The organism is Vibrio sp. A8-1, assembly GCF_013048685.1.
Taxonomy (GTDB): Bacteria; Pseudomonadota; Gammaproteobacteria; order Enterobacterales; family Vibrionaceae; genus Vibrio; species Vibrio metschnikovii.
The window spans coordinates 113,157-134,967 of record NZ_VHTC01000010.1; the positions used below are offsets into that span (position 1 = coordinate 113,157).

Annotated in this window: 15 protein-coding genes and 2 pseudogenes; 9 read left to right on the plus strand and 8 right to left on the minus strand. The window is 44.1% G+C overall.

The features are described 5' to 3' along the window. Positions 1-6 precede the first annotated feature (6 nt). The gene (locus FKN93_RS07820) at positions 7-1,425 is read right to left on the minus strand and encodes an SLC13 family permease (RefSeq protein ID WP_170904812.1); all 1,419 of its coding nucleotides are present in this window, start codon (positions 1,423-1,425) and stop codon (positions 7-9) included. Positions 1,426-1,896: 471 nt separating this feature from the next. On the opposite strand from FKN93_RS07820, the pseudogene FKN93_RS07825 reads away from it, so the two are divergent. From FKN93_RS07825 to FKN93_RS07835, 3 genes and pseudogenes are all read left to right on the plus strand, one after another. Next, positions 1,897-3,527 (plus strand): annotated as a pseudogene (locus tag FKN93_RS07825) (methyl-accepting chemotaxis protein). A gap of 259 nt (positions 3,528-3,786) precedes the next feature. Next, complete coding sequence (alr, locus tag FKN93_RS07830) at positions 3,787-5,010, plus strand: alanine racemase (RefSeq protein WP_004395330.1); 1,224 nt, start codon at positions 3,787-3,789, stop codon at positions 5,008-5,010. A 346-nt stretch (positions 5,011-5,356) separates the two neighbouring features. Further along, positions 5,357-6,226 carry a DMT family transporter gene (locus FKN93_RS07835; RefSeq protein ID WP_004395331.1) on the plus strand — a complete coding sequence of 290 codons (870 nt, stop codon included), beginning with the start codon at positions 5,357-5,359 and terminating at the stop codon, positions 6,224-6,226. An 81-nt stretch (positions 6,227-6,307) separates the two neighbouring features. Here the strand turns inward: FKN93_RS07835 and FKN93_RS07840 are convergent, their stop codons facing one another. From FKN93_RS07840 to FKN93_RS07870, 7 genes are all read right to left on the minus strand, one after another. Beyond that, the gene (locus tag FKN93_RS07840) at positions 6,308-6,781 is read right to left on the minus strand and encodes a DUF2947 domain-containing protein (protein ID WP_040904328.1); all 474 of its coding nucleotides are present in this window, start codon (positions 6,779-6,781) and stop codon (positions 6,308-6,310) included. Positions 6,782-6,863: 82 nt separating this feature from the next. Further along, positions 6,864-7,451: a ribosomal protein S5-alanine N-acetyltransferase gene (gene rimJ, locus FKN93_RS07845; protein WP_040904330.1), complete on the minus strand. Its 588-nt coding sequence runs from the start codon at positions 7,449-7,451 to the stop codon at positions 6,864-6,866. Then, complete coding sequence (gene tyrR, locus FKN93_RS07850; RefSeq protein ID WP_158138410.1) at positions 7,451-8,995, minus strand: transcriptional regulator TyrR; 1,545 nt, start codon at positions 8,993-8,995, stop codon at positions 7,451-7,453. The genes rimJ and tyrR overlap by 1 nt, the downstream gene beginning before the upstream one ends. 147 nt (positions 8,996-9,142) lie before the next feature. Beyond that, on the minus strand, positions 9,143-10,165 hold the full coding sequence (locus FKN93_RS07855; RefSeq protein ID WP_004395335.1) for a TIGR01620 family protein: 1,023 nt from the start codon (positions 10,163-10,165) through the stop codon (positions 9,143-9,145). After that, positions 10,162-11,541, minus strand: coding sequence for a YcjX family protein (locus tag FKN93_RS07860; protein WP_161438836.1), 1,380 nt, complete (start codon positions 11,539-11,541; stop codon positions 10,162-10,164). Before FKN93_RS07860 ends, FKN93_RS07855 begins: the two co-directional genes overlap by 4 nt. A gap of 47 nt (positions 11,542-11,588) precedes the next feature. Next, positions 11,589-11,774 carry a hypothetical protein gene (locus FKN93_RS07865; RefSeq protein WP_040904331.1) on the minus strand — a complete coding sequence of 62 codons (186 nt, stop codon included), beginning with the start codon at positions 11,772-11,774 and terminating at the stop codon, positions 11,589-11,591. Between the two features lie 207 nt (positions 11,775-11,981). Beyond that, on the minus strand, positions 11,982-13,505 hold the full coding sequence (locus FKN93_RS07870) for a fumarate hydratase (RefSeq protein WP_170904806.1): 1,524 nt from the start codon (positions 13,503-13,505) through the stop codon (positions 11,982-11,984). A gap of 194 nt (positions 13,506-13,699) precedes the next feature. Between FKN93_RS07870 and pabB the strand changes: the two genes are divergently transcribed. The 6 genes and pseudogenes from pabB to FKN93_RS07900 all read left to right on the plus strand — a co-directional run. Beyond that, positions 13,700-15,067 (plus strand): aminodeoxychorismate synthase component 1, encoded by a 1,368-nt coding sequence (pabB, locus tag FKN93_RS07875; protein ID WP_170904813.1) that lies wholly within the window; start codon positions 13,700-13,702, stop codon positions 15,065-15,067. A gap of 199 nt (positions 15,068-15,266) precedes the next feature. Next, the gene (locus tag FKN93_RS07880) at positions 15,267-15,866 is read left to right on the plus strand and encodes a CoA pyrophosphatase (protein WP_040904333.1); all 600 of its coding nucleotides are present in this window, start codon (positions 15,267-15,269) and stop codon (positions 15,864-15,866) included. A 295-nt stretch (positions 15,867-16,161) separates the two neighbouring features. Further along, positions 16,162-17,415 (plus strand): aromatic amino acid transport family protein, encoded by a 1,254-nt coding sequence (locus FKN93_RS07885; protein WP_115152728.1) that lies wholly within the window; start codon positions 16,162-16,164, stop codon positions 17,413-17,415. A gap of 145 nt (positions 17,416-17,560) precedes the next feature. Beyond that, positions 17,561-18,922, plus strand: coding sequence for an L-serine ammonia-lyase (locus tag FKN93_RS07890; protein WP_040904335.1), 1,362 nt, complete (start codon positions 17,561-17,563; stop codon positions 18,920-18,922). A 177-nt stretch (positions 18,923-19,099) separates the two neighbouring features. After that, positions 19,100-20,287: an efflux RND transporter periplasmic adaptor subunit gene (locus tag FKN93_RS07895; protein ID WP_154168290.1), complete on the plus strand. Its 1,188-nt coding sequence runs from the start codon at positions 19,100-19,102 to the stop codon at positions 20,285-20,287. Then, positions 20,287-21,690, plus strand: a pseudogene (locus tag FKN93_RS07900) (ABC transporter permease); the annotation flags it as partial. The gene FKN93_RS07895 and the pseudogene FKN93_RS07900, both read left to right, overlap by 1 nt. Positions 21,691-21,811 lie beyond the last annotated feature (121 nt).

Consider the following 21,811-nt stretch of genomic DNA (forward strand, 5'->3'; position numbering starts at 1 on the left):
CATTAATTAACCAATGTGTCCAATAAAGTGTAAAAACCAAATCATCACAAAACTCATCAACACACCAACAATACCAAGGATAACGCCAACTCGTGCCATTTGATGACTTTGTACATGACCGGTCGCATGAGCGAGAGCATTAGGCGGAGTACTGATCGGCAGTGACATCCCTAGCGAAGCTGCAAAAGTAACGACGAGAATTAAAGTTAACTCACCGCCCAATGGGGTAAGCGATACCATAGAGGTACCCAATGCCGCCATAATTGGCATCAATAAGTTTGCTGTCGCGGTGTGCGACATAAAATTCGCCATCAATAAACATAAGAACGCCGCACCAAATAACACGACATAAGGCGAGTAATGATCAAAAGGAATGCTATTAACCACTAATTCCGCTAATCCTGTTTTATCAAGCGCTAAACCCAGCGCTATACCACCAGAGACTAACCACAACACATCCCAGGAGATTTTTTTCAAATCTTCTTTATTGATGATCCCTGTCACCGAGAACACCGCAACCGGAATTAACGCCACGGTATAAGAGTCCATGCCATGCGTCGATCCCATTAACCATAATAAAATGGTCAGTGTGAAGGTGAGATAAACCACCATCGCTTTCGGCGTTTTAAGAAATTTACCTTTAATACTTAATTCAATGGTTTTTTGTTCTGCTCGATACATAAATCCAATCAGCACCCAAGCCAGCGCCATTAATACGATCACAAAAGGCACACCAAAAGCCATCCATTCACCAAACGTGATTAAGTTATCGCCCACCAAATATTTTAAGGCGATTGCGTTCGGCGGCGTTCCAATGGGTGTACCAATACCACCTATATTAGCGGCAACCGGAATCGATAAGGCGAAAGCAATTCTGCCCGGATCCTTCGGGCCAAAAACGGCGATAACCGGCGTTAAAATCGAGAGCATCATGGCGGTGGTTGCGGTATTGGACATAAACATTGAGAAAATACCGGTGATCAACATCAAACCTAACATCACAAATTTAGGATTTTGACCGAAAGGCTTGAGTAATACCCTGGCCAAGTTGACGTCTAAACGGTACTTAGTCGCCGCCATGGCTAAGAAAAACCCGCCGAGAAATAACATAATGATCGGACTAGCAAAAGTCGCCATGATGTCACTATGTTTTAATAACCCACCAAATTCCGCAAGATGCTGGTTACTTTTAAATAGCCACAAGCCTTTATCCGATAACATCAGTAGTTCTAAAACAATGATCACCACTGAAGTGGCATAAATCGGGATCGGTTCAAATACCCACAATAAGGCCGCTAACAGGAAAATCGCAATCACTCGCTGTTGAATAATGGTCAGCCCCTCAAAAGGAAAAGCAGAGAGGGGTAAAAGGAGGATCAATAAGGGAATCGCTAACGGGACAATGTACTTAATATAGGGGCGTATCATAGTTACTCTTCCTGAGACAATGTGCATAAAAACCACGAATAATGGCCAGATCGCTTATCCACGACCCGTTGATAACTTTTGTTAGTTAATAACTCTTGTAAGTTAATAACTATTACAAATAGTTACAGTTCGAAGCCACCATGAATTATGCCTATACCTGAAAGAAATACTTAGGGGTAGATCAACGAATATCTATTAGTTTCAATCACTAGCGCGGAAAATCAGCAAAACCTCGTCCTGATCTCATCTTGTGAGGAAAAATTTTTTAGTCACCAGCTCTCTTTTTGATGATTTATTGACTATTTTTATAACTAGCAACACAGGTAATAAAAATAGTGATAAAATACACAATTAATTGAACCAAAGTCACAGATTATGGATATCTAACAAATCATTGTTGGATAATAAGTGCACAAGGGAGTTGTGTTTGGTGCCAATCCAATCCACCCAATGTAAGGTAGCTTATTCATGTTTTTAAAAAATATGTCGATTAGCAAAAAATTAGCCAGCGGATTTGGGCTCATTGCTCTTATCAACATTTTATTTGCTTGGTTTTTACATACAGAACACCGTGAGATTAAAAATCAACTCATTAACTTTACCGAAGACACCTTCCCCGCTTTTGAAGCGGTCGATAATATTGGTGATAAACTGTCTTATTGGCGTCGCACTCAATTTGCTTCATTACTTTCTAGCGATCGCAGCGATATTACCAATCGACTCAATCAAAGCCGTCAATTTCAACAAGAAATCGAGGCGGAGTTAAAAAATACGGGCAAGATATTTGGCCCGGTGAAGAAGAACGTATCTTCAGTCAACTGATGCGTCATTGGCAAAGCTACAATCAAACCATGGTTGAATTCAATCAGGCATTAGCAGCCAACGAGCAGATTAAGGCCTTGGAAATTTTAAACCGTTCTAATCAAGATTTTCGTCAAATTGAAATCGACATAGAGAAACTATCGAAAATTCTTAGCCAAGCGATGGATGGCAATAAAGACTACATCCTTAAAGCCGTCAATCGGATTGATGTGAGTTCGAGTATCATCAATATCGCGATCTTAGTTATTATGGCGCTGGTTACCTATTTTATAACGCAGATCATTTGTGGGCCATTAAAGTTAGTGGTCGCACAATCGAATGCGATTGCCAAAGGTGATTTATCACAAAAACTCAATCGACAAGCGATTGGCAATGACGAGCTCGGTGAGTTGGCCGATGCCTCGATGGTTATGCAAAACAATCTTCGCCAATTAATTGAAGAGACCATTTCAGCAGTGACCCAACTGAGCAGCGCAGTAGAAGAGATGTCACAAATTTCCTCTCAAGCAGCTCAAGGCATGCAAGAGCAGCAAGATCAAATCACACAAGTAGCGACTGCGATGAATGAGATGAAGGCGGCTGTCGCTGATGTTGCCAGTAATACCGAAAACTCGGCGCAAGAAATTGATACCACCAATAAACAAGTTCAAGAAGGCGCGCGCGACAATAAACTGATGGTTAACGCTATCGGCCAAGTCGCAGAAATCATTACTCAAACGGGTCAAACGGTTTCTGAACTTGAACAACAATCCAATCAAATCAATATGATTGTCGATGTTATTCGTGGTATTGCCGATCAAACCAACTTACTTGCACTCAATGCAGCCATTGAAGCGGCCCGCGCTGGTGAATCTGGTCGAGGCTTTGCCGTGGTGGCCGATGAGGTTCGAACTCTTGCCGGACGTACACAAGATTCGACAGGTGAAATTACCTCTATTATCGAAAAACTGCAAAACATGGCCAAACAGGCCAAAGAAGGTACTGATCGCTCATGTTCAAGTATTGATAATTGCGTTGAGCAAGGTAACCATTCACAACAACTCATGCACTCTATCGAGCAATCTATTGCTCAAGTGGCCGATATGGGGGCGCAAATTGCCAGCGCTTGTAGCCAACAAGACTCGGTGGCCGATGAGTTAACGCGTAATATAGAAAATATTCACCACGCCTCTCAAGAAGTGGCTCAAGGTGCCAATCAAACTGCACAAGCGTGTACCGAATTGGCACAACTATCAGTATCATTACAAAATTCGATGATGCGTTTCAAACTTCAGTAAAATACGTTATTCTAACAACCGTTTAGAATACTCTATAAAACGCCTACTCTCTAAACAGACAGTAGGCGTTTGTGTTGTTGGGGCGTCGTTTATCTTCGCGGACTTCCCTTCCGTTTGTTTTTTCAAACGCCCATCACAGATTAAACGCCTATTCTAACGCCTTATCAAAACACCCTGAGATTCTCGCTATACTGATTGTCATATAAAGTTAAGCGAAATTCGATTTTTAAATTTTATGCCCCCCCGATTTGGAGACATTATGCATTTTAAAGCTACGCTACTTTCTATCGCTTTGGCGAGCACCTTACCTTCTTTTCTCAGCCATTCTGCTCCATTAGCGCTTGATACTACCGTCCCTTCTGCTGAGCAAATCGCGCAATCCAATGCTTGGCTCGAAATCAACCTAGGTCAATTTAAAACCAATATTGAACAGTTTAAATCTCACATTAACCCAAGCAGTAAAATTTGTGCAGTGATGAAAGCTGACGCTTATGGTAATGGCATCCGTGGTTTAATGCCGACGGTCATCGAACAAGGCATTCCTTGTGTCGCCATCACCAGTAACGCTGAAGCCCGCGCGGTACGCGAAAGTGGCTTTCAAGGTCAACTGATGCGTGTTCGTTCTGCAACCATTAACGAAATTGCCGCTGTCGCCGAGTTGAACATTGAAGAGTTGATCGGCACCAAACAACAAGCGATGGATCTTGCTCAATTAGGTCAGCGTTTAGGTACGCCTATCAAAGCGCATTTAGCGTTAAATGATGGTGGTATGGGCCGTAATGGCGTTGATATGAGCCATGAAAAAGGGAAACAGGAAGCGCTCAGCATTACTCAGCAAAAAGGCTTACAAATTGTTGGGATCATGACACATTTCCCCAATTATAATCCGGATGATATTCGTGCCAAATTAGCCACCTTTAACCAACATGCTAATTGGCTGGTTGAGCAAGGGCCATTGAAACGCGAAGAGGTTCAGTTTCACGTTGCTAACTCATATACGGCGCTCAATGTACCCGAAGCTCAATTGGACATGGTTCGCCCTGGTGGCGTGTTGTATGGCGATTTACCAACCAATCCAGAATACCTCCCTATTGTCTCATTTAAAACTCGCATCGCGTCACTGCATCACCTACCAACAGGCAAAACCGTAGGTTATGACAGCACTCATATCACCGACAGTGACACCGTATTGGCCAATTTGCCAGTGGGTTATTCTGATGGCTATCCACGAAAAATGGGCAATAAAGCGCAAGTGCTGATCAATGGTCAGTGGGCAAACGTAGTCGGAGTTACCTCAATGAATACCACCATGGTTGACGTCTCTACTATTAAAGGCGTTAAACCTGGACAAGAGGTAGTACTGTTTGGAGCTCAAGGCAAAAAACAAATCAGTGTCGACGATATTGAAACGCATAGCGATATTATCTTCCCTGAGCTTTACACCATATGGGGCACGGCTAATCCGCGTTTTTACGTTAAGTAGTGGAGTTAAACCTATCTTATCTACTTGTCAGGCCAGTGAGTCTTTGAGGCGTTGATCCTTTTCTAGATTCACTCAACTACCAGTCCCCTTATTTCTATCGATAAGGGGACGATTACGCTCAGCGACCATGATGAAACTTACCAACAAATGTTGTTTAGGCGTTTGTAGCAAAAGAAAATTCATATCCTGTTACCATTGCCATTTGTTTTATTTCAGGCAGAATAACCCTTCTTTAGGCTGACCTCGATCGCCTCACGCTATCCTAGCGAATTCCAGCAATAACGGACTGTCTGTCCAATATATCGCTGGGAACCTTTTAGATTACCCACTTCAAGTAAAAGAGTATATGACCCAGAAATCACCCGTTCTTTTTGCGGTAGGTTGCCTACTGATCGCAATGATGGCTATACAATCAGGCTCCTCAATCGCTAAACAACTGTTTCCTATCGTCGGTCCTGGTGGAACGGTTGCCCTGCGCGTGAGTATCTCTGCTTGTATTTTATTGCTCATTTTTCGCCCGTGGCGATTATCGTTAAGCCTTGCGCAGTGGCGATCGATGATCATCTACGGGGCAAGTTTAGGCGGAATGCAAATCTTATTTTACTTTGCTATCGAACGTATTCCATTAGGGATTGGTGTCGCTTTAGAATTTACCGGCCCACTACTCCTCGCGCTATTTTCTTCAAAACGTAAGCTCGATTTGGTTTGGGTTGCTTTGGCGATATCTGGTATGGCGTTGTTACTGCCCGATATGCGGGGAGTTGATGCCCTCGATCCCATTGGAGTTGCGCTCGCATTGGCTGCTGGCGGTTGCTGGGCTGGGTATATTTGGTTTGGGCAACGAGCTGGTACGGTTGGTTCCGGTGGCATGACAGTCGCTATCGGTATGACCGTCGCGGCGCTGTTTATTTTCCCGATTGGCGCTTATAGCGCATCATCCACGATCTTTACTTGGTCAATACTACCGATGGCGATTACCGTCGCGATTCTATCTAGTGCATTGCCTTACAGTTTGGAAATGATGGCGTTAAACCGCCTATCTACCCAGCATTTCAGTGTACTAATGAGTCTAGAACCCGCCGTCGCCGCCATGGCAGGATTTATGATTTTAGATGAAAGATTAGCGCTGTCACAATGGTTCGCTATCGGTATGATCATCAGTGCATCAATGGGCAGCACCTTAAGTGCTCAACGTAGGAAGACTGTCACTTCGTAACCTCTCAACAAAGAGAGAGTGTATTTATTTTGTTAATACACTCTCCCCTTTTTTTGAAACTCAAAACGAACTCAACAGAGTCTACAAACGCTGACCAATTTTTACTGAGCCGTTGGTTTGAAACCATAATGCTTGCGCACGACGGCGGCCTATTAAAATCGGACCATCGTCGTAGAATAAAAAGTTCTTCCAATGGTTTTTAAACACCGACCATTTGGTTTCAATCACATTGTATTTCTCATAACAAAAATAAACCGTTACATCATCTTGCCAATCAATGTGTTCCAGTATCGCTGCTGGTAAAGCAGGGTCATCACTTTCCCATGCTTCCATCCATGAGATGTCTTGCTGCCAACTCGCGGCTTTCTTGGGCCAGTCTTGCGAGCTAAAACGCTCAGCATCTGGACTTTGCGCACTGATGTTTTCTTTCCAAAACTGAGCTGAGCGTGACGGGCTCATCGGTTTTATCTGTGCTTGATCACTCTCGGACACGGGCATTGATTGATGCGTGAAAATCCATTTTCTTGAATACTGTTCCAAAGGCAAATACGACATGAGATGTCCTTAGACGTTAAACCAGCGCATGCTGGTAATAAATAAAATGAGATACCTAAATAAACGGCGAATGAAAAGTGACTTATCGATTGATTGAAGTACTGGCTTGCCAGTTTGGATTAATCAACGAAACCAGCACATGATCCTGCCATTGACCATTAATTAATAAATAATCTTTGGCCAACCCTTCTCGGATAAAGCCAACTCGCTCAAGTACCGCAGCACTGCGATGATTCGTTGGCATATAAGCCGCCATAATACGATGCATGTTTTGTTGTTTAAACAAAGATTCACAGGCCATATGAAGTGCCCGAGTCATAATATAACGCCCTTGGGCAGACTCGGCTAACGAGTAGCCAACGTGACAAGCATAAAAGGGAAAACGCGTGACGTTACTGAACGAAATCGTGCCAACAATTTGTTGACTATTCACCTCAATGATTAAGCAATAGTATCCGAGAGCTAAACGATGCAACTCTTCCAGTTTGATTAATCTCTGCTGCCAACCGGTAACTTCAAAAAAAGCCGCTTCGCGTTGAGGCTCCCACGGTTTTAAATAATCACGATTAGTCACAAAATAATCAGCCAGTGCTTTAGCATCCGCTAATTGAGCACTGCGTACAAGAATCTCCCCATCACTGACCAACATCGCTGTTGTTCCCTTAGCCATTAACGTTTCCTAATCCCATAATCACGTAACTTATTGGCTATTGAGGTATGTGAAACATTCAAACGTTTAGCGAGTTTTCGACTGGATGGAAACGACTGGTAAAGCTTGTCTAAAATTTGTGATTCATAGTCTTTCATAATGTCATCAAGCGAGCCATCAAGGTTTACCGTCGATAAGCTCAAGCCGCTACTGTCTACCGCTGGCAAATGAAAATAATCGACCTGCAATTGTTCGCCATCCATTTCTGTCAACGCACGCAACACCATATTGTCTAACTGGCGTATGTTACCTGGCCATGGATATTGCATTAACTGATCCACTAAACCTTCGGCGTATTGCGGCTTCACCATGCCTAATTTATGGCTGTGTTTGGTTACAAAGAGCTCCAAAAGCGGTTGAATATCGCTAGGACGCTCGCGCAGTGCTGGAATACGCAAGGTTAATACATTCAGTCGATAGAACAGATCTTCCCGGAACGTGCCTGAATCAGCCAATTCGGCCAAATTATGGCGAGTAGAGGCAATCACTCGGACATCGATATGAATTTCATGCTCTTCGCCAACTCGACGAAAGGTTCCGTCTTGTAAGAAGCGCAACAATTTGATCTGTAGATGAGGGCTCATTTCGCCAATTTCATCTAAAAATACCGTACCACCGTTCGCTTGTTCAAAAATCCCTTTATGCCCTTGTTGATGATTAAAAGAGCCCGGAGCATGCCCAAAAAGCTCCGTTTCTGCGACATCATCCGGCATAGAGGCACAGCTTAACACTAAAAAGGGAGCGGTAGAGCGGTGAGAACGGTGATGACAAGCTCGAGCGAGCATCTCTTTTCCGGTCCCCGTTTCACCTTCAATTAATAACGGCTGATCGAGCATAGCTAATTTTTTAGCATGATTTATCAATGCCTTATGGCGATTAGATACACCAACAAAATGCTCAAAACCTAGTGAATTGTGTATCGATAATCGATCGTGGCCATGTACTGTGGTGACCTTAGAACGTAAGATCATCATCGAGCTCGCTAACGTGGCATCATGGGCTGAATTACCAATATAAACTGGCATTAGCTCCATGGTATAGTCTAGCCCGTCAATCACAACCGCTTCACGAATCGGCGCTTTACTGCCATCGACCCAACGTGAAAAATTAAACAGCGGTAACACTTGAGAAATGGGCGTTCCGATCACTTCCTCACTGGCCTTATTCAAGAGTGCTAAGGCACTTTGATTGGCCATATCGACAAAGCCTTTTAGATCAATCGCTAAGACGGCATCGGGTAGATTATTGAGCAAGGAAATCAGTTCAGTATTATGACGTTCCATCGGCATAAACTGAATTTTACGAACATCTTTGACGCCAGAAATACGGCGAATTTCCGCCATTAATTCACTGAAAGTATCAAAATCAATATCTGGGCAATTAAGATAAATAATGCCTATCACATCAATTTCGATACCTCGCAAATCGATTTTTTTTGAAGCGAGGATCTCAAGAAGCTCTCGGGTTAAGCCGAGTCTATCTTCACAAATGACTTCTAGACGCACTGAATGTTATCCTAAGCAGAAAGTGTCACGAAAAGTTGACAGTAGTTTCTATCAACCTCAGCACAGCGTCAAGTGATTCTCGTTAAATCCTCTGGCTTGCCCCAATACTTTCTGTAACCAAGCCAACAATGCGCTTCATAAAGCGAATTATTGGCTTACCAAAGCAGTAATTTTTGCCACGATTTGTTTACGTATTGCACTCAACTTAACCACTCGATTCTTTTGCCACGGTAATGGCCTAAGTAGCGAAATGGCTTTTAGACCTAAACGAGCGGTCAGTAGCCCAACTCCGAGCCCTTGACCTGCACGAGCAGAGAGTTTTTTAGTCAGATCCATCGATAACAGATCCATGCTAGCATCAATGGCCAATTCACTCGCTCCTGCGACCGCCATGTTGACTAATACGGCTTTAAATAGCTGTAAACGAGACCAATAACCAAGCTCAATGCCATACACGTCTGCTAAACGATCAATCATCGTAAAATTACGCCAAGCGATCAATAACATATCCACTAAGGCTAAAGGACTGATCGCTACCAATACGGCGGCTTCAGTGGCATAGCGTGAGACGATTTGAGTGGCCTGTTTATCTTGTTCATTGACCACCATCGCATCATATAACTCGATGATTTCAGCATCGCTGTGGCTATTATCAATACTCTTCAACCAGCGTTGATAAGCACTACTATGCAAGTTAGTGTGACTTTTATTGGCTAGCATCGTACAAAAAACTTGTCCTTGCCCTAGCCCATCTTGCTGGATCAATTGCTCGGCTTGCTCTTGCACAGAAAAATGCTGACGTAAGCGACGCAGTGTCCACAGCTCCTTCCCTAAACGCCCAATACCCAAGCTCGCTAAGAGCGTCAACAAAATAACCCAAGCCAGATCAAGCCAGTTAGCCGATTGGATCGCGGTATAAATACTCTCTATTGCTTGCCAACCGAGTAAGGTAGAAAAAGCAATCAATAGACTCACTACCATCCATTTTTTCTTCCGCTTAGGACGAATGACTTGTTCAAGCTGGCTCTCTAATTCGGTTTCCGGCGCTATGCTTGACTCGGTAATAAACCGCTGCTGATCATTAAAGGTCGCAGATGCAGCGATGACTGGTTCAGGCTCGGTTTGCTTGAGTGGTTGATTAAAAATTTGCTGATTTTTTAAATCCGTCATGTCAATTTATCCCCAATCAAGATCTCTAATGCTTTATCCATCCGAATGTGCTGACAAGGTTGATCGTCGAGACTCGGCATAGGACGAAAAGCAATAAACTTAAACTGATGATGCTGCCAATAGTCAGGATGAGGTAGTTTTTTCGGGACATCTCCGGGGTATAGAGTGATCGGTTGCCCTTGTACATCGATCCCTTGAATAGCCGAAATTTTTTGATGATGACTCTCAACATAGCCCGATTGAGTCGCTCGAATCGACGCAAGACTGATACAACGCATCTCAATATTTTCGTAAGCGGCATGTTGCCAAGCCGGATGAATCATCTGCTGCAGCAATGACACCATATTCGGATGCTGATCAGGCGTCACATGATCGGCTTTGGTGGCCGCAAAAAGCACTTTATCAATCTTCGGTGAAAATAAACGGCTGAGTAAGCCACTGCGACCATAACGAAAACTGTGCATAATCTGTTCTAGTGCACAACGCATATCCAAAAACGCTTCATGACCAGCATTTAAAGGCGATAAACAATCGACCAAAACAATTTGCCGATCAAACGTAGCAAAGTGTTGTTTATAAAACGCCTTAACGACCTTATTTTGATACTCTTGATAGCGCGAGAGCAGTAATCCTAACATCGAGTTTTTTGCAGGTTTATTTTGTGGATCAACATGACGACAAGGAAAAAACTGCAACACCGGCGCTCCCGCAAGTTCTCCTGGTAATACAAAACGTCCCGGTTGAACCCAATGCAAACCATGCAACTTGCATTGATGAAGATAATCAGTATAAAGCGCAGCAATCTCGGCCAATTGCGCTTCATTCGCTTCTTGTTCAAGATCAAGCTTATCTATCGCGTTTAACCAAGGTTTCGCTAACTCTGCACGTTGACCATGTAACGCATTAAACTGCTGAGCCGACCAAGTATAAAAATCCAAATTTAACAGTGGTAAATCCAACAACCATTCACCAGGGTAATCAATAATATCCAGATACAAGGTTGCCGTGCTGCCCAGTAATTTTTTACTGCGTTTATGCGGGCGATATTTAATCGCTAAACGAATTTCACTGACATCGCGGGTAGGTACTGGCCAGTTTGGCGGATCAGCATGAAGCTGCTCCATCGCCTGATCGTAACTGAAACGAGGCACCATAAGATTACGTTGTGGGATACGCTTAGCACCAATAATCCGTTTATCACGCGCCGCGGCTAACAAAGGTAACTGATCATGCGTGGCCGTATGCAGCAGTTGATTCACTAACGAACTAATGAACGCAGTTTTACCTGCTCGCGATAAACCAGTGACCGCAAGACGAACATGGGCGTCTAAACCTCGGTGCAGAAGTGCACTCATCTCTTGACTGATTCGCTGCATAGCTTGTGGGTTCCCTCAGTAAATGTTGCCATTTTAGATCAAGATAATTAATCGTCTTCAATCAGTTTGTAAATGACAAATAAGCTTATTTGTAGCAAAACAAACAGAACACAACTAGTAATAACATATTTACTGTAAAAAATAGAAAGACCATGAAAAATCAGGTCATAACTTAATAACGCGGCTAATACGATAGCAACGACGATTTGTAGCAATCGAATAAAACGTGGCATGGTTTCTCCTCTGAAACTCTATTAACAATACTGGTTATCGGTTATTTCTCATCCTGAACTACTTTTTAAATCGCACTGATAGTCCGTTTGTCAATGGCGATTGTTCCTCGATAGTCACAACAAGATATGCATAGACCAGATAAAGAAAAGGTGTAGCGTTATGCTACACCTAATAGTCACTTGAGCTCAATTTGCTCACACATTTATTTAGCTCTGCTGAGTAGCTTCAGCAATTTTGACTCGCCAAGTATCCGGACCAATCTGATGAGCGTTGGCTCCGGTCGAATCCACTGCAACCGTGACTGGCATATCTTCCACTTCAAACTCATAGATAGCTTCCATACCGAGATCTTCAAAAGCGACAACGCGCGCTTTCTTAATCGCTTTAGCAACAAGATACGCCGCGCCGCCAACGGCCATTAAATAGACTGCTTTATTTTTCTTTATCGATTCAACGGTCGCTGGGCCACGTTCGGCTTTACCAATCATGCCCATCACGCCCACCTCTTCAAGCATCATATCGGTAAATTTATCCATGCGAGTTGAGGTTGTCGGTCCCGCAGGCCCTACGACTTCATCGCCAACCGCATCAACAGGGCCAACGTAGTAGATGAATTTATCTCTTAAATCAACGCCTTCAGGAAGTTTCTCTCCGTTTTGTAGCATAGTTTGTAGGCGTTTATGTGCCGCATCACGTCCGGTTAAAATTTTACCCGACAGCAATACGGTTTCACCGGTTTTCCATTGCTGAGTCTCTTCACGAGTCACCGTATCTAAATTCACTCGACGGGTATTCGCGCCCGCTTGCCAAGTAATTTGTGGCCAATCTTCAAGCTTAGGTGGGGTGAGTTCTGCAGGGCCACGGCCATCTAATGTAAAATGCACATGGCGAGTTGCTGCGCAGTTAGGGATCAAACACACTGGCTTAGAAGCCGCGTGGGTCGGTGCCGACTTAATTTTCACATCAACCACCGTAGTTAAACCGCCTAACCCTTGAGCACCGATACCGAGTTTATTGACTCGATTGAAGATATCTAAACGTAGCTCTTCTTCAGCATTTTGTGGGCCACGCGCAATAAGATCTTGAATATCAATATGTTCCATCAAAGATTCTTTGGCCAGCACTGCCGCTTTTTCTGCCGTGCCACCAATACCAATGCCGAGCATACCTGGTGGGCACCAGCCGGCTCCCATGGTCGGTAACGTTTTTTCCACCCACTCTGCAATATCATCAGAAGGGTTAAGCATTGCCATTTTGGTTTTGTTTTCACTGCCGCCCCCTTTGGCGGCAATTTGGATTTCTACTTTATCACCGGGGACCATATTAATGTGCACTACGGCAGGGGTATTGTCCTTGGTATTGATCCGTTTGCCCGCAGGATCCATCAGTACCGACGCTCGTAAAGGGTTATCTGGGTTGGTGTAAGCTTGACGAACCCCCTCGTCCACCATCTGCTGTACGGTCATATCGGTAGAATCCCACTGCACAGCCATACCGATATTAACGAAACAAGTGACGATACCGGTATCTTGACAAATAGGACGGTGACCCTCTGCTGACATACGCGAGTTAATTAAGATTTGCGCAATCGCATCTTTAGCGGCTTGGCTCTCTTCACGATGGTAGGCTTGTTCTAGCGCTTGGACAAAATCAAGGGGATGGTAGTAAGAGATGTATTGTAATGCGTCAGCGACACTGCTGATCACATCTTGTTGGCGAATTACCGTCATTGCATGCCTCATTATTGTTATGTGTTCACTAGCTGAAACCGAAAGCACAAGGTAAAGTCAGTAAAGCCAAAGGGCAACAAACGACTGAATTAAGCGCTACGATCAAGAAACAGCTTTCTTTCAGGCTTTTATGATACTCTTGCTTTCCTCTATGTGCTACGCAGTGAAGTGACCCATTGTCACAAATTACACAAATGAACGTTGAAGAAAAAAAACTTATTCAAGTGCAGCCCATCACTTACCAAACCGATCTCGCTCAGCAGTTTTTTAATCGCATTGAGCAGCGACCATGGGCAATGCTACTTCGCTCTGCTTCGACCCAACATATCGATAGCCGATTTGATATTTTGGTCGCCAATCCCATTGCGACCCTAGTCACTGTCGGTAACGATACCACCATTCAGCAACCGAGTGGTGTGACATCATCACAACAAGACCCTTTTACGCTGCTAGCCGAGCTGCAAGAACGCTATTTACCCGCTGAGGTTTATCACAGTGAGTTGCCTTTTGTCGGCGGCGCGCTGGGCTATTTCGGCTATGATTTAGGGCGTCGGATAGAACCATTAGCAGAACAAGCACAACACGACATTGCTATGCCAGATATGGCGATTGGTCTTTATGAATGGGCACTAATCGTTGATCATCAACAACAGGCAGCTTATTGGGTTGGCATCAATATTGACCAAGCACAGACTTGGTTTGCTTCGATTAAGCCTTCTGCTCAGCAAAACTTTCAACTGACCAGTGCGTGGTCATCGAACATGAGTGCTCAACAATATCAGCAGAAATTCAATCAAATCGAAGCGTACTTACTTTCCGGTGATTGCTATCAAATTAATCTAGCGCAACGCTTTAGCGCGGATTATCAAGGTAGTGAATGGCTTGCCTATCAACGACTAGAACAGAGCAATCTTGCGCCCTTTTCTGCTTTCATTCGCTTAGAACAAGGCGCGATTCTTAGTGTCTCTCCTGAGCGTTTTTTGCAAGTGAATCAACGAGTGATTGAAACTAAACCGATTAAAGGCACTCGACCACGCCATCAAGATCCTCAACAAGATAAAGCACAAGCTAATGAGCTCGCGCAAGCCGCCAAAGATCAAGCTGAGAATTTAATGATTGTCGATCTGCTGCGTAATGATATTGGTCGTGTCGCTAAACCAGGTAGTGTGCATGTACCTAAGCTCTTTGAAATCGAGAGTTTTCCTGCAGTGCACCATTTGGTCAGCACGATTCGCGCCCAACTTGATGAGCAATATCAAGCGACGGACTTACTGCGTGCAAGCTTTCCCGGTGGATCGATTACTGGTGCGCCAAAAGTCCGAGCGATGCAGATTATTGAAGAATTGGAACCACATCGACGCAGCGCTTATTGCGGTTCAATTGGTTATATCAGCCGTCATGGCAAAATGGATACCAGTATTACCATCCGGACTTTGGTTGCGCATCAACACAAAATTTACGCTTGGGCCGGTGGTGGTATCGTCGCCGACAGTCAATGGCAAGCCGAATATCAAGAAACGTTAGATAAACTCAGCCGTATTCTGCCAATTCTTGAACAATAGGCTAAATTTATAAGAGCTATCAAACGACTTGGAGTTGCAGCTAAGCGGCCAATCCATCGATTACTCTCAGCATTGAACTACGCTGTGATTCGGACGCTAACACGACTATCACTTCAAGTCGTAAATGAACATGATGATTAAGCAAACCGATGAGGGCGGATGATTCCATCGGACACCTTTTACCTAAGGAGAACGAGGCATGATCAGTAAACAACAACTGATGCAAGATTTTTTACTCAAAACCCCCGTTGGTTACCATGCCCAGTCACTCAACCGTGCAGCTCACTTACAGTCAGCCTCATTAAGAAAGGCCTCGGTATTGGTCGGGTTTGTCGAACGGCCACAAGGGCTCAGTGTTGTTTTAACTAAACGCGCCGCCCATCTTAAGCATCATCCTGGACAAATTAGCTTCCCAGGTGGAAAATATGAAGCGAGCGATGGCACACTTTATCAAACGGCCAAAAGAGAAGCGCACGAAGAGATCGGATTAGAAGCCAAATACATTAAGATCCTCGGTCAATTGCCTGAGCTTGTGACCATCAGCCAGTTTGCGGTGACACCAGTGATTGCATTCATTGATCCCCGTTATGAAATGTCAATTGATACTAACGAAGTCGAAGAAGTCTTCGAGGTTCCAGCCGCTTATCTTTTCGATCAAAAACATTTACTCAGTAATACCTTTTTAATAAAAAACTCCCTGCATAAAGTCTTCGCCTTACCATATAAACATCATTTTATATGGGGTATGACAGCACAAATCATCCAAGCACTGCAAAAACACATTAATAGTGATAGATAGCCTTTGAAATGATTAATTTACGTACACCTCATATTATCACTGACCTATTTTTACCCAAAAAAGCAATCGTTTGCCTTGCTGATTTATCATAAAATGACACCTTCAAATAACCTTAACCAACCCAACCATTAACAATTCCCACATGTGGCACAGTTTTTTCGTGATCAATCAGGGGTTTTTGACATATCATTCAACAAGCGCAAACAATTCATGATTTAGATCTATTTTTTATTGTAAAAAAACCTGCAAAATTGCGCTCGACTTATTTCCTGTTCCCAAAATGAGTAAATTAAACATGAATACAACCACAACGGTTACATCAGCCACACAATCCACTGGCAAGTGGACCTATAAAGATTTTGTATGGTCGCTTTCCCTTTTTGGTACCGCCGTCGGTGCTGGCGTTCTTTTTCTGCCAATCAAAGCTGGTGCGGGTGGCTTTTGGCCGCTTGTCATTCTTGCGCTCATCGCAGCACCAATGACTTGGTTTGCCCATAAAGGTCTCGCTCGCTTTGTTCTTTCTGCAAGTAACACTGACTCTGATATCACCGATACCGTCGAAGAACACTTTGGTAAAACTGGCGCCAACCTTATCACTTTTGCTTACTTTTTCGCCATCTACCCTATTGTTCTGATTTACGGCGTCGGGATTACTAATACCGTCGACTCTTTCCTCGTTCACCAATTTGGTATGGAATCCATTCCTCGCTGGTTACTCTCTGGCGCGTTAATTTCATTAATGACCGCTGGCGTTGTTTTTGGTAAAGAGTTAATGCTCAAAGCCACTTCAGCGATGGTTTATCCTCTGGTATTTATTCTACTGGCTTTATCTGTGTTCCTTATTCCTGATTGGAACACTTCCATGATCGAAACCTCTCCAGATTGGTCTACCGTTCCGCTGATTGTCTGGTTAGCTATTCCTATCATCGTGTTCTCTTTTAACCACAGTCCAATCATCAGCCAATTTACTAAATCACAACGTCAAGAGCACGGTGAGCATGCGGTCGTGAAAACCGATATGATCACTGCTGGCGCAGCAATGATGTTAATGGGATTTGTGATGTTTTTCGTCTTCTCAGTCGTGTTGTCTTTAACACCTGAGCAGTTAACCATGGCACAAGAGCAAAACATCAGTGTGCTTTCATACATAGCCAATGTGCATGAATCACCACTGATTTCTTATCTTGGTCCTATCGTGGCACTTGCGGCGATCACTTCAAGCTACTTTGGTCATTTCTTAGGTGCTCATGAAGGTTTAGTGGGATTGGTAAAATCACGCAGTCAAATGTCTGTTGGTAAAATCGATAAAATCTCGCTCGTGTTCATCGTACTGACCACTTGGATTGTTGCAATCGTTAACCCAAGCATCCTAGGTATGATAGAAACCATGGGCGCACCAATGATTGCTGCTATCCTATTCATTTTACCGGTTTTTGCGATGCAGAAAGTGCCAGCGATGGCCAAGTTTAAAACTAAACTACCCGTACAAATATTCACAGTTATTTGTGGTTTTGCCGCGATTAGTTCTGTAATCTACGGCGCTCTTTAATCTCTACATCCGCGTATGAGTGAAAAGATACCTGAAGCTTGAAGAATAGCGTGATCAACCACGCGGTAACCTCAAACTAGACAGGTAAAATATAACAATAAAAGCCTCCCTTCACTAAGGGGGGCTTACTTTTGAGGCAATCAATATGATTAGTGTATTTGATATCTATAAAATTGGTGTCGGACCGTCGAGCTCACACACGGTTGGCCCAATGAAAGCGGGTAAACAATTTATTGATGATTTACGAGCAATGGGAAAGTTGCGCGACATCACTAAAATCACCGTGGATGTTTATGGATCATTATCACTGACAGGGAAAGGTCACCACACGGATATCGCCATTATTATGGGCTTAGCGGGTAATACCCCAGAAAAAGTCGATATCGATGCGATTCCAAGCTTTATTGCTCGCGTTACTGAAACGGAGCGCCTTCCTGTTGGCATGCACTGCCATACCGTTGATTTTCCTCGTGAAGGCGGCATGAATTTTCATAAAAGTAATTTGTCATTACATGAAAATGGCATGCAAATTCACGCTTGGGTTGATGATAATCCTGTCTACTCAAAAACCTACTACTCTATTGGTGGCGGGTTTATTGTCGATGAAGAAAATTTTGGTAAAGAGATTGAATCTCCTGTCCAAGTTCCCTATCCATTCACGAGTGCCGAACAACTTCTTGCTCAATGCCAAGAGCATGGCCTTTCTATCAGCACTTTAGTGATGGCTAATGAGAAAACCCTTCATTCAGACGAAGAGGTTCGTACTTATTTTGCCAATATCTGGCGCACCATGCGTGAGTGTATGGAACGTGGTCTCAATACTGAAGGCATTTTGCCGGGTCCTTTGCGTGTTCCGCGCCGTGCCGCTGCACTACGCCAACAATTATTAACCTCTGAAAAAACCACCAATGATCCGATGGCGGTCGTCGATTGGGTTAATATGTACGCCTTTGCCGTTAATGAAGAAAACGCAGCAGGCGGTCGCGTGGTAACAGCACCAACTAATGGGGCTTGTGGCATTATTCCAGCGGTATTAGCGTACTATGACAAATTTATCCAAACCGTAACCGAGAAAGATTACATTCGTTACTTTGCGACCTCAGGCGCTATTGGTGGTTTGTACAAACGTAATGCTTCTATCTCTGGAGCTGAAGTGGGTTGTCAAGGTGAAGTGGGCGTAGCATGCTCAATGGCAGCAGCTGGTTTAGCTGAGCTCCTCGGGGGCAGTCCTGAGCAAGTGTGTATGGCCGCAGAGATTGCTATGGAGCATAACCTAGGTCTTACCTGCGACCCGGTTGCAGGGCAAGTTCAAGTACCTTGTATCGAACGTAACGGGATTGCTGCCGTGAAAGCGATTAACTCCACTCGTATGGCGATGCGTCGTTCATCGGCTCCCCGTGTCTCTTTAGACAAAGTGATCGAAACAATGCTTGAAACAGGTAAAGATATGAATGCTAAATATCGCGAAACCTCCCAAGGTGGATTAGCGATTAAAGTGATCTGCTAATCTTCCTCAACGATTGATCTTCCCAAGCCTGATACTTATGCATCAGGCTTTTTATTTTCCCTTTCTCCATCTTTACTTAGCTTTACTTAGCTTTACCGAACCGCCGCTTGTTTTATCTCCAGATAACGTTATAAATGGTGATAATCATTCTCTTTTATATGCTGGTTCATTTTTACCATGTCATTCTCTATTACTAAAAAAACGACGCTTACGTTTTTGATCGTCATTCTTATTCTTATCGCAGTGGGTTATATCTTGTACCCCAAAAAAAATGCGACAACCTACGTTACCGACACCGTTCAGCGCGGTAACATCGAAGAAACCGTACTTGCTACCGGAATGCTACAAGCTTCAAAGCTAGTGGCGGTTGGCGCGCAGGTATCAGGTCAAATTGAGACACTGGCGGTCAATTTAGGGGACCCTATTCGACAAGGTGATTTAGTGGCTCAAATCGACAACCTGACCCAACAGAATAAACTCAAAGAAGCCCAAGCATCATTGAACAGTTTAAATGCCCAATACCAAGCCAAACAGGCATTGATTCGTCAAGCTCAAGCTGAGTTTAACCGACAAAAAGCCATGCTGGCAGAAAACGCTAGCTCACAAGCGGATTACGAAGCCGCTCAGACATCGCTTGCTGTGTATATTGCAGAACTTAAACAACTCAAAGCTCAGCAAGAACAAGCAAAAATTAGCGTAGATAGCGCCAACCTCGACCTCAATTACACCACCATCCGAGCGCCAATGGATGGGACGGTGGTTTACAGTGCCGTTGAAGAAGGCCAAACCGTTAATGCCAATCAAACTACCCCGACAATTATTGAGCTAGCAGTACTCGATACCATGACCGTAAAAGCTCAAATATCCGAAGCCGACATCATTAAAGTCACTCCGGGATTACCGATCTATTTCACTATTCTAGGTCAACCGAATAAACGTTATTCCAGTACATTGCGTGCTATTGAACCCGGCCCAACATTAATGACTGGCAATGACAGTAACCTTTCTATCAGTAATGATGAGGCCATTTACTATCATGGTTTGTTTGATATTGATAACCCGGATGGGCTATTACGCATCGGTATGACGGCTCAAGTCACCATTGTTTTACACCGCTCAGAAAACGCACTATTGATCCCCGCTCAAGTGCTGATCAGACAGCCAGGACCAAAGCCTCGCTACCAAGTTCCTGTATTAGAAAATGACCAAGCCGTATTTCGTGATGTCAAAATCGGCCTCAATAATAAAGTCAATGTGGAAATTCTTGAGGGACTTAATGAAGGCGACACACTAATTTTAGGCATGCCAAATACACTCAATAACAACACGAGCCGTCGTATGAGCCCACCGGGGATGCGTTTCTAATGTCAGAAGCTTTATTAAACATAGTCAATGTTTCCCGCCACTTTACTTCTGGCGATGAGACGCTCACTGTCTTAAAAGAGATCGATCTAACTATCGAACGAGGTGAAATGGTTGCCATTGTTGGTGCTTCTGGTTCAGGTAAATCGACTTTAATGAATATCTTAGGTTGCTTAGATACACCAAGTTGTGGTGAATATTGGGTGAATGGACAAAACACCTCACAACTGAATTCTGATCAACTGGCTGAGCTACGCCGTGAATATTTCGGCTTTATCTTTCAACGCTACCACCTATTAGGGGATTTAGACGCCTTAGGAAATGTCGAAATTCCAGCTATTTATGCTGGTTACGATAAACAGACTCGCCATGAACGAGCACGCAAACTGCTTGAACGATTAGGACTAGCCGATCGACTGGATCATAAGCCCAACCAACTAAGCGGCGGTCAACAACAACGTGTTTCTGTGGCTCGAGCCCTCGTTAATGGCGGCGATGTCATTCTTGCCGATGAGCCGACGGGCGCACTGGACAGTAAAAGTGGTTCAGAAATGATGCAACTGCTGCAAGAGCTTCATAGCCTTGGGCACACCATCATTATCGTCACCCACGATATGCATGTAGCTCAGTATGCCGATCGCATTATAGAGATCAAAGATGGTGAAATTCTCAGTGATCGTATCAACCACTCGACCAGTGACACGGCACTTCAGCCACATGCCCATCATACTCCGCCATTCAAAGCCTCAACTCTCGGTCGTAACCAAAAGTGGCTCGACAATTGTTGGGAAGCGTTAAAAATGGCACTGTTAGCCATGTCAAACCATCGATTAAGAACCTTCTTGACTATGCTCGGCATCATCATTGGAATTGCTTCGGTGGTTTCCGTTGTAGCGCTCGGTAATGGCTCACAAAAGTCGATTTTAGAGAGCATTGCCGCCATGGGCACCAATACGATTGATATTATGCCCGGATCTGGCTTTGGCGATCGGCGTTCAGGGCGAATTCGAACGTTAACCGCAGAAGATGCCCAAGCGCTGCAATCACTGCCGTTTATTGATAGCGTCACCCCTACCGTCAATAGTTCCGCCACCATCAAATTTAGTAATCAATCGGTCACCGCTTCCATACAAGGAGTTGGGCCTGATTTTTTCCGAGTCCGTGGCTATGAACTCGCCAAAGGGCAATATTGGGATCAAACCAGTGTGGATAACTTGGCCCAAGAAGCTGTCATCGATCACAATACATTAACGGCTCTTTTTGCTGATGAGAATCCCATCGGTAAAGTCATTTTTGCAGGTAAGCTCCCCATCCGAATTATTGGCGTGACTGCGGCGAAAGAGAGTGCATTTGGCAATAACGACGCTCTCAATATATGGGTTCCTTACAGTACGATTAATGGTAAGTGTTCACCAAGCCCCTATTGACAGAAAAAGTGTGACACTCAGCACTTGATCCACTTTTTACTATTGAGTGATCATTCCAGTGCTTCATCCTGTTTGTTATGAGCAGAAAGAAAGCCCCTAA